This window comes from Dissulfurispira sp. (assembly GCF_036745535.1).
GTDB lineage: Bacteria > Nitrospirota > Thermodesulfovibrionia > Thermodesulfovibrionales > Dissulfurispiraceae > Dissulfurispira.
On record NZ_DAIOFX010000001.1, the window covers coordinates 38,832 to 46,870 of the forward strand.

Below are 8,039 nucleotides of genomic sequence, written 5' to 3' on the forward strand. Positions count from 1 at the left end.
CATTCACAACGGCAGATACGCCTTTGGATTTAGATCTATGCCCGCGATATTTCCTGTCTTGAAGTGATGATACCCTGCCGCTGCTATCATAGCCGCGTTATCCGTGCAAAAAGAAATCGAAGGCAGAAATAATTCAACTTCCCTTTCCTCTGCCATTTCCTCCATGCGTCTTCTCAATTCACTGTTCGCAGAAACACCGCCTGACAATGCAATCTTTTTTATACCCTTTCTTACTATCGCCCATTCCACCTTTCTTACGAGGACATCAACAACAGCAGCCTGAAAGGATGCAGCAATATCGTTTATGTTGATAGCTGACTGCTGACTGCTGACTGCTGACTTTACTGCTGTCTTTAATCCGCTGAAGCTGAAGTCAAAGGATTCAGGGACATATGCCCTCGGAAAATCGAACGCCTTTGGATTGCCTTCCCTTGCAAGTTTATCTATTACAGGTCCGCCTGGATAGCCGAGGCCAAGCAGTTTTGCCACCTTGTCGTATGCCTCTCCTGCAGCATCGTCCCTTGTCCTTCCGAGTTCTATATATTGTCCGAAACCATTGACGATATGAAGGCTTGTATGCCCTCCCGATACGATAAGAGATAGAAATGGGAATGACAACTTGTTCTCAAGGAATACAGAAAACATATGCCCTTCGAGATGATTTACTGCAACAATGGGGATTTTTTTTGCGTAAGCAATCGATTTTGCAAAGCCGCATCCAACAAGCAGGGAGCCTATCAGGCCCGGGCCGTAACAGACGGCAATTGCATCTACATCATCTATGGTAATGCCGGCATTGCTTAACGCCTCGTCCACAACAGGCCATATCATCTCTATATGCCTTCTTGAGGCAAGTTCAGGCACGATGCCGCCGTATTTCTTGTGGATGTCCGACTGTGATGAGACTATGTTGGAGAGGATTTTATTTCCATCCGCAACCAGAGCGGCAGATGTGTCGTCGCACGATGTATCGATGCCCAAAATCAGTGATGAGACGCTTAACGCATTACGGTCTTTAGCCTCCTCCATATGCATGCAATCCTCATTGTTTTCTGCTCTTTTCCAGAGCAGGTCATAAACTTTAGCCTCCTCCATATGCATGCAATCCGCTCAGAAGGAGATTCACTCCAAGGTATGTGAAAATGGTGCATACAAACCCGATTACCGCAACTATGGCTATCTTATGCCCTCTCCATCCCCGCAAAAATCTTGCATGGAGATAGAATGCGTAGACAAACCACAATATCAATGACCATGTCTCCTTAGGATCCCAGCTCCAGTACCTGCCCCATGCCTGATCAGCCCATATGGCTCCGACGATAAGCCCGCCCAGTGTGAATATGGGGAATCCTATGGCAATGTTTTTATAGGTCAGGTCATCGAGGAGATCAGGGGATATGGAAAATGACTCGATCAGTTTTTTGAGGGCATAACCGTATCTCCATACTAAATATACAAAGACAGCAGACGCAGCATAACTGAAAAGAACTATCAGGCCCGAAGCGCTTCTGAATGTTGCCTTGAACAGATAGCTCTTAATGAATGTCTCCGGAGTCCTTGCTGCGATCTTAAATGTAAGGAAGTCTATGCCCATAGCAACGAGGATTAAAATGAATATTCCCAATGTTACTGTCCAGAATATATACGCCCCGCTTTTTTTGTTGTCCGTTGTTACGGCAAGATACATTATGGCTGTGGCAAAGGATATGGCAAAGGTCGCATATGCTATGAAGCTCAGGGTAACATGGGCTAAAAGCCAGTTGCTCTGAAGCGCCGGAATTAGAGGATGTATATCCTTGGACATGCCGTATATATCAATAAAGGCAAGCGCCATGCCTGCTATGGGTGTAATGAATGCTCCGAAAGAACGATTTTTATATTTCCACTCTATTATGAGATAGCCCAATATCAGACACCATACGAAGAATATCAATGATTCGTAGAGATTTGTGAGGGGTATTGCCCTCATTATGCCCATTTGCCCTATATCATAAAACTCCTTGCCCCTTATGAAAAATGCAATGGTCTGCGATATAAAACCTACGGACGTTATTGTCGTGGCTATGATGCCGACCGTTGAATTCCTGAAAACAAGGTATGCTATATAAGCCACCATTGCGAGGATATATGCAATGCTCGATATGCCGAAAAACTGGGAACTATCCATGTAGACCTCCTAACAACTTCTCTATCTTTTGCTCAAAGGCTGCTTTATTCTTGTTGACTGATGCAGCAATGGTAACCTTTGTGCTGCCCTTTTCATCCTTGAGAGTGACCCATATCCTCCCATGGCTCATGAAGAATGCCGCATATAGACCAACTGTCATGACAAGGAAACCTAAATATACAATCCATACGCCCGGGTCTTTCCTCACCTGCAATCCCGTATACTGGGCTCCCCAGAGGTCTTTGAATTCAACCATGCCGTCAGGCACTCTCCATGTCTGTGGGTATCGCTTGAGTATCCATTGGTTGTGCTTCGGCTTTCCGTTTTCTGTGAATTCAACAAATACTGCGGGATTATTCATCATCTCTGCATATGTGAACATTCTGCCTGCCTCATCAATGCCAAGTGCAGGGCTGAAATCGGCAACCTTGCCCATTATGTTTGTGCCCGGGATGTTGAACGACTCCCCGAATTTAAGTTGAACATCCTGCTTCCTGCCGTCATTGGAAGTCACACTGAATTTAAACAATGAATCCTTTGTCGGTGAAAAACCATAGCTCGATTGATAAAATGTAATCCCCTTATATCTTAGCGGGCTATTAACATCTATCTCTGTTACCTCTTTGCCGTTTATTTTAACAGGCCTGCCGTTTTCTAAAATTGTAAGCCAGCTCTTGTATGACTTTGGGGTATCGGAGTTCTCGTAAAAAGATGTCTCAAAGTCATTGCACCCTATCTCAAATCCAAGAGGGATTTCCTTGCCATTCCTCATATATGCAACTGCAGAGGTTGTGCCTTCCAATAAATTCAGTGATGCATTGAATCCGAAAAATATTCCCGCAACAGCGCCGATGAGTATAAGGATTATGCTGAAGTGTGTTACATAAACTCCGAGCCTGCTGTGTCTGCCCTTCTCCGCATATATCTGCAGCCCATTATCCTGCAGATGTATATTTGCCTTAAATCCGATACGCTTGAGAGCGGATTCCATAACTCCCTTTGCATTGTCGATCTTTCCCTTTAATACCATCTCCCTTTTTATCGGCATGGTATTTAAAAGATCGATAGAGAGCGGCTTTATTGGTTCCTTAACAATATTCCATATCCTTGGAAGCCTGTCCAAAGAACAGATGATGAGGTTTGCTGCAAATACAAACAGGAGGGCGATGAACCACCATGAATGGAACATATTGGTAAAGCCGAGGGAATCCAGTATTCTGAATACCGTTGGAGAGGCATCTCCAAAAAACTTCGAAAGGAGCTTTATATTGCGCTCGGGCTCGGCCCCCTGTTCGATTATTGTTCCGACAATCGATGTAAGCGATATGACCGAAAAGACAACAACAGCAAGGGTTATGGACGAGAAAAAGCTCCACACCCTGTCAACGACGCCCTGATTTTCTTTCTTGTTGCTCACTCTGTGCCCTCTTCCCTTTTATTTATGAACTATACTTTATCCTTAATCGTGTGAATATTTTATGAAGGCAGTGTTTTCTTCATAAAGCGTTTGATGATACCATAATCCATAATCTGTAGTCTAATATTTTTAGCATCCGTAATAATGGATGTAGAGCATGCTTCAAAAGCCTTTACAAAGGCTTGATCTTTATTTATGCCAGAGATAACTAACGCATTTCTCAACAAGTGAGCAATGTAGTAGATGACGGATTCAAGACAATGCAACTCAATATTCTGAGTGCAAAGTCTTTTTCAGCACACTCTACATCCATATTCGAGATGTTTGGCCGCGGATTACGGCATATCATTACGAATTATGCTGTCAGTAAACTATGGCCTTTATAGGGATTGTCACCGTGAAAACAGAGCCTTTGCCCGGTGCGCTTTCCACATCTATCCTGCCGCCGAGGGCGTCCGTCAGCTTCTTCGATATAAACAAGCCAAAGGATGTCGGATAATTAGAAAATTCCTCGAATATCATCTCCATCATTTCAGGTTCGATGCCCGATCCGGTATCGGCAACCGATACTTCTATATACTCCACATTGTTCCTTATCGCATCCGAGCACAGGACGGTCACTGTCCCGACTTCTGTGGATCTTACTGCATTGGTGACGAGGTTGGTCAGTATTTGCTTTAATCGCTGCCTGTCTGTATATACAGGCTTATCCAGAAACACATCCTGACAGTCTACAATCAATTCTATTTCCTTTGTCCCTATGACATTCCTTGCAGCGTCTTCAATCTCTTTTAAGAGCTCGCACATATTGAATTCCTCCTGCGAGATGGCGAGCTTTCCCGCTTCAAGCCGCGAGAGATCGAGGAGATCGTTCATTAATTGCAAGAGATTTTTTCCGTTAGAGAGGATTTCCTCAAGGGTTCTCCTGTTGTCCGGCGAAATATCTGCCCCGGTGTCGAGTATTGCTCCTGCGCCATGGACAATTGTATTTAAGGGGTTCCTCAGTTCATGTGACATTTTGCCAAAAACCATTGACCTCAGCCTGGACTGTTCCTTTGTCCTGATATTTTCCCTTAAGTTGGATTCCCGCTCCCTTAATTCCTCGATCATGCTTTCGAATGACTTCTTCAACTCCAGGAATTCTCCTTTGTAGTCTTTGCCAATATCCACGCTCAAGTCACCTGCAACAACCGATTTAACAGCATTTATCAGTTTAGATACAGGTTTTGTGATAAGCCTTTTTGCAAGGTATGCATTCTGTATTACAAACAGCAGAATTACCACACCGGCAAAGGAGAGATACATGATTAACAGTATGGTGAACGGCCTTGCGACCTCGGACTTTTTGACCGTAGCAATCAGCCTGAACGGCGCCTGCTCAAGGTCTGCCACATAAAAGAATATGCCGTCTTTATACTGCACAATGTTCTGGCTGTCCTCTGGTATGTTGTACCTGATCTTTTTGGCATAAGCACCTTCTCTTGTCAGGACAATATTGCCGTCCCTGTCTATCAGATCTATTTTTTCGCTTTTATACAAGCCATTTTTTATCTTTAAAAAACCTGTCAGATCATCGACCTTCGATGAAGCATAAAGCAGGGCTATCATATTGTCATGCACATCAAACACCGGCGTTATAAACTCCATACTGTTATCCGAACCGGCATCGGCGCCGAAACCCGCAACAGCCGTTGATTTCAGCCCGGGAGCCATTTCTTTTAAAAACGTACTGTCAGACCAATCAGCCCCGACAAGATCGTTACGGCTGCTTGAGACAACTCTCCCATCCATCGAAAGAAGACAAAGGGCATTATATTTTTTAGACGAGGCCTTTTCTTCAAAGAGCCTCGAAATATTGAGATGTGCCTCATTAAAGGCTTCTATGGCCTTTTTACCCTTTTGAAGTTTCTGGGTGTCCTTCATCAGCATTGCAGCACTATCCCTGAATCTGTCCAGCCTCGAAAAGTCTTCGAGGTCGGTTTTGTAATACTGAAACCATGAGTCCATTATCAGCTTTTTGTCTGACGACAAATTGATGAGGTGCAGCTTATGAAAATCCTTTAGAAAATGTGAATAACCGAATACATAAAAACCAATGCCTCCGGCAATAAAAACAATTAGAATGATAAACAGGGGAAATAAAGAGAGCCTTGTATTTAACCGCTGGGAAAACTTTACCTTCATTAATTCATCCTTTCTTCAACCCAAATTACGCAGGTATTGCCTAACATAACAATGTTTACTGCTTATATACAACAACCCGGTTCCTGCCACCTTCCTTTGCACTATAGAGAGCGCCATCAGCCTGTCCGATGAGCCTGTCAGGCGAGAGTTCCGTCTCGCCATTGTATGTCGTGACGCCTATACTGATAGTAACGGACAGCCGTATATCGCCGCTTTCGCAAAGGAAGTTCTTATCCTGCACGGTGACCCTTAATTTTTCTGCGGCGGTGAGAGCGCCTTCAGGATTGGTATTGGGAAGCAAGATAATAAATTCCTCCCCTCCGTATCTTGCAACAATGTCTTCTGTCCTGAGTACCGATAATAAGGCATTCGAAATCTGTTTCAGTATCTCGTCGCCGCAGCCGTGCCCATAGGTATCGTTTATCTTTTTAAAAAAGTCTATATCGAGCATCATAAGGGAAAGGGGCTCCTTATACCTGACAGACCACGCCATCTCCTCAAAAAATCTCTCCATGAAAAACCTGCGGTTATAAAGGCCTGTAAGGTAATCCCTGTACAGAAGCTTTTCGAGTTCCTCCTTCACCCTGTCGCAGGCAAATGTGATATTGCTGATCCTTGCCAGAATCTCTTGTTTAAAAAACGGTCTGGAAATATAGTCATATACACCGAGTTCGTATCCCTTTGTTAGTTTGAGATGAGACCTTTTAGAGGCTATGAGGATCACCGGAATATCCCTCGTGGAAGGCGCTGATTTCAAATGACTTAATATTTCGAGGCTGTGCGGTTTTGAAAGCTTCGCATCGAGAATAATAATATCGGGGAGTTCGGCATAAACCCTGTCAATAACCTCGCTGCTGTTTTCCACAAAGATACATTCGTATCCCTCTTCGAGGAGCATCTTTCCGAGGACATCTTTCGCATCGTTCGCATTGTCGGCAATGAGGACTTTCATAACTAATTATAACCCAAACAGAGCATTCTTACCTCTTCCGCCTACTATCTCCAACGTCTTTATAAGGGCCTCTGCCTTTTTCAGGGTCTCGTAATATTCCCTTTCAGGGTCTGAGTCAGCCACAATTCCTGCGCCTGCCTGTACATAAGCAAAGCCGTCCTTTATGACAAATGTCCTTATGATGATATTCAGGTCCATATTGCCCGAAAAACCTATATAGCCCAGAGAGCCTGTGTAAGGACCTCTCTGGACCGGCTCAAGCTCATCGATTATCTCCATGCACCTGACCTTTGGCACGCCTGTAATTGTTCCGCCCGGAAAGGCAGCCTTTATAACATCAAAACATGTCTTCTCCTTTTCAAGGATGCCTCTGACATTAGAAACGATGTGAATGACATGGGAGTAGTCTTCCGTGATCATCAATTCATCCACTGCAACACTGCCGTATCGGGAGACCCTTCCGATGTCATTCCTCTCGAGGTCTATCAGCATTATATGCTCTGCCCTCTCCTTTTCATTCAATAACAGCTCAACCCTCATCTGTTTGTCTTCCTTGAAGTCCCTGCCTCTCGGTCTTGTCCCTGCAATGGGCCTTGTCTCGATGACATTGTCTTTTACCTTTATCAATCTCTCAGGAGATGAGCTGACAACATGGTAGTTGCCGAAATCGGCGTATGCAGCAAAAGGCGATGGATTAACCATTCTCAGCACCTTGTAGATTTCCCACGGGTCTTTATCGCCTATTTCGGCTGAAATCCTCTGTGAAAGATTTGCCTGGAATATGTCTCCGGCAGCAATGTATTCCTTTGCCCTCCTGACAATATCCATGTATTGTTCTTTGGACATCTCGTAATTGAGAGGGGCGAAAGGTGAATGGTTAAAGGCAAATGGCTTTGATATATCTTCCTTCCTTTTGCCTTTTACCTTTATCCTATTGCCTATTGCCTTTAGCCTTTCCACTGCCTCCTCATACGCCATGTTCCAATCAATATGTGAAATGTCCCTGTATCCCAGTCCTGTATCTCTTGCACCTGGAGAAACAATCAGCCATGCCTTTTCCTGCTGATGGTCAAAAGCTATCGCATTATCAGCCATAAAGAAATGTGCATCGGGAATACAAAGGTCATCAACGGCATTCTTCGGGATATTTTCGATGTATCTGACAAAGTCATAACTTAACAATCCGATGGCTCCTCCCTGAAACGGAGGGAGTTCAGGTACGTATTTCTGGGGATATGCTGCTACAAGTTCCTTTAATCTTTCCAGCGGTGGTCTTGAAGAGACTGTTTCTTTAAACTTTGACCCTTGACCCTTGACCC

Annotated in this window: 6 protein-coding genes; all 6 read right to left on the reverse strand. The window is 44.3% G+C overall.

Annotated elements, in window-relative coordinates:
- Window positions 1–3: 3 nt before the first annotated feature.
- Entirely contained in the window at window positions 4–1,095 is a 1,092-nt protein-coding gene (tsaD, locus tag V7L97_RS00210) for a tRNA (adenosine(37)-N6)-threonylcarbamoyltransferase complex transferase subunit TsaD (RefSeq protein WP_333652080.1), read from the reverse strand.
- Window positions 1,082–2,167: a c-type cytochrome biogenesis protein CcsB gene (gene ccsB / locus V7L97_RS00215; protein ID WP_333652083.1), complete on the reverse strand. Its 1,086-nt coding sequence runs from the start codon at window positions 2,165–2,167 to the stop codon at window positions 1,082–1,084. The genes tsaD and ccsB overlap by 14 nt, the downstream gene beginning before the upstream one ends.
- The gene (gene resB, locus V7L97_RS00220) at window positions 2,160–3,584 is read right to left on the reverse strand and encodes a cytochrome c biogenesis protein ResB (protein ID WP_333652085.1); all 1,425 of its coding nucleotides are present in this window, start codon (window positions 3,582–3,584) and stop codon (window positions 2,160–2,162) included. Before resB ends, ccsB begins: the two co-directional genes overlap by 8 nt.
- 363 nt (window positions 3,585–3,947) lie before the next feature.
- Window positions 3,948–5,768, reverse strand: coding sequence for a HAMP domain-containing sensor histidine kinase (locus V7L97_RS00225; RefSeq protein ID WP_333652088.1), 1,821 nt, complete (start codon window positions 5,766–5,768; stop codon window positions 3,948–3,950).
- A 55-nt stretch (window positions 5,769–5,823) separates the two neighbouring features.
- Window positions 5,824–6,720 (reverse strand): diguanylate cyclase, encoded by an 897-nt coding sequence (locus V7L97_RS00230; protein ID WP_333652090.1) that lies wholly within the window; start codon window positions 6,718–6,720, stop codon window positions 5,824–5,826.
- Window positions 6,721–6,726: 6 nt separating this feature from the next.
- On the reverse strand, window positions 6,727–8,039 hold a 1,313-nt coding region (locus tag V7L97_RS00235; protein ID WP_333652092.1), incomplete at its 5' end, for an anthranilate synthase component I family protein.

What these genes read in the sequence shown, in the direction of transcription:
- tsaD (WP_333652080.1), bottom strand. Translation starts at nt 1,095, where the DNA reads ATGGAGGAGGCTAAAGTTTATGACCTGCTCTGGAAAAGAGCAGAAAAC.
- ccsB (WP_333652083.1), bottom strand. Translation starts at nt 2,167, where the DNA reads ATGGATAGTTCCCAGTTTTTCGGCATATCGAGCATTGCATATATCCTC.
- V7L97_RS00225 (WP_333652088.1), bottom strand. Translation starts at nt 5,768, where the DNA reads ATGAAGGTAAAGTTTTCCCAGCGGTTAAATACAAGGCTCTCTTTATTT.
- V7L97_RS00230 (WP_333652090.1), bottom strand. Translation starts at nt 6,720, where the DNA reads ATGAAAGTCCTCATTGCCGACAATGCGAACGATGCGAAAGATGTCCTC.